This window comes from Synechococcus sp. B60.1 (assembly GCF_047462555.1).
Classification (GTDB): Bacteria; Cyanobacteriota; Cyanobacteriia; order Thermostichales; family Thermostichaceae; genus Thermostichus.
In genome coordinates, this window is sequence record NZ_JANSJN010000201.1 from 1 (window position 1) to 1,490 (window position 1,490).

Annotated in this window: 3 protein-coding genes; all 3 read left to right on the top strand. The window is 59.7% G+C overall.

Translation table 11 applies throughout. The features are described 5' to 3' along the window. Positions 1-130 precede the first annotated feature (130 nt). The 3 genes from NW863_RS13000 to NW863_RS13010 all read left to right on the top strand — a co-directional run bounded on the left by NW863_RS13000 (position 131) and on the right by NW863_RS13010 (position 1,391). Positions 131-286: a hypothetical protein gene (locus NW863_RS13000; RefSeq protein WP_414366868.1), complete on the top strand. Its 156-nt coding sequence runs from the start codon at positions 131-133 to the stop codon at positions 284-286. 217 nt (positions 287-503) lie between these two features. After that, the gene (locus NW863_RS13005; protein ID WP_414366869.1) at positions 504-1,127 is read left to right on the top strand and encodes a tyrosine-type recombinase/integrase; all 624 of its coding nucleotides are present in this window, start codon (positions 504-506) and stop codon (positions 1,125-1,127) included. Positions 1,128-1,190: 63 nt separating this feature from the next. Continuing rightward, the gene (locus tag NW863_RS13010; protein WP_414366871.1) at positions 1,191-1,391 is read left to right on the top strand and encodes a Uma2 family endonuclease; all 201 of its coding nucleotides are present in this window, start codon (positions 1,191-1,193) and stop codon (positions 1,389-1,391) included. Positions 1,392-1,490 lie beyond the last annotated feature (99 nt).

Here is a 1,490-nt window from a genome sequence, read left to right on the forward strand (position 1 = left end):
GGATTTCATCACCCAACACCTGCTGCCCAGCCAGTAGCAATCCAATCAGAAGTCGTTTGGGATCCCGCTTTGAACTGTGGCTTGCCGGAAGTTAAAGTTAAGGGTGAGTTGAGGGTTGCTGGTTTTGCAGATGAGGGATCCCTGGCCCGACTCGGTTCAACAGGCGCATCTCCAGCGTCAGTCGAGCTGCCCTGTGCCCAGCCTCAGCCAGTTGGTGCTGCAATTTTTGCAGGAGCGGGATCTGGCCCCAACCAGCCGCCGCACCTACCGCATTGCTCTGGAGTAGTTTGCCAAAACTTGCCCGGTGCCGCTGGGACAGGTGCAGCCGTCCCACGTTCAGTCTTTTTTAATAAACAGCTTGAGGGGGCGTCCGTTGCGCAACCGTTCGGGCCAGTGGATCCATCCGCCTGCCTCTCCCGCTACCTACAACCTGAAGCGGCTGGCGCTGCAACAAGCTGCAACAATTTGAATGGGCCAGCCAGCGAGGCTACTTTCCGGATCCCTTGCCCACCCAGGCCATTCGACCTGCCCGCCTGCCCGCTCGTCTGCCTCGCGACCTGGATCGGCTGTTGTTGCAGCGGGTTCTGCAACGGGCCCAGAGCCATTCTCTGCGCTACGCAGCCTTGATCCGCCTGCTGCTGGAGTGCGGCCTACGGGCGCGGGAGCTGTTGGACTTGACGGTGCAGGATTTTCGGATCAGCCCTGAGGGATCCCTGTTGGAGGTGCGCTGTGGCAAGAGAAGTAAACCCCGCGCTGTGGCGGTCGGGGATCCCCTCTCCGAGCTGCTGCAACAATATCTAAGCCAAGAACGGGGCCCGTGCGCGCCGACGGATCCCTTGTTTGTCTCCCAATCCCGCTGCCCGGCCTACCGGGGTCGTCCCCTCACCTACGATGGCCTACGTCATATTGCGCTTAAGCTCACCGAGCCTGAGCCGGGCCACCAAACCCCCCACCAGTTTCGCCACAGCTTTGCCACTCTGCTGCTGGATCGCGGCGTTGCCCCTGAGCCTATCCAGCACTTGCTGGGCCATACGACTGCTGCCATGACGATGCGCTACACCCAGCGGGCCAACTTGAGAGCAGCTATTGCCCGTTCCCGCGCGATCTTGGATCAGGGCTTGATCTAGGGATCCCTTGTTGTGCCCTGGCCCCTATTTTGTTTGTAGTAGGGAAGGGAATGCTTGCAAGGGGTGACCGAGCTGCCCACCGGCTTTTTGGAGGGTGCTCCGGAGCTGGCAGTTGAAGTACTATCTGCCAGCAACACCGTAGAAGAAATCGGGGGGAAGATTGCCGAGTACTTCGAGAACGGTGCCCCCCTGGTCTGGGCCGTTAGCCCAACTCAGCGCTGTTTGACGCCCCCACCGTCTACAGGCGGGGGATTCTTAACGTAAGGTGCGGAATTCCCCACCGTCCATACGGTGGGGATGGATAGCACTCTCTGACTGATTCTGGATGTATTGCTTCACAATTTCTAGGCAGCAAATCATGCC

What these genes read in the sequence shown, in the direction of transcription:
- NW863_RS13000 (WP_414366868.1), top strand. Translation starts at nt 131, where the DNA reads ATGAGGGATCCCTGGCCCGACTCGGTTCAACAGGCGCATCTCCAGCGT.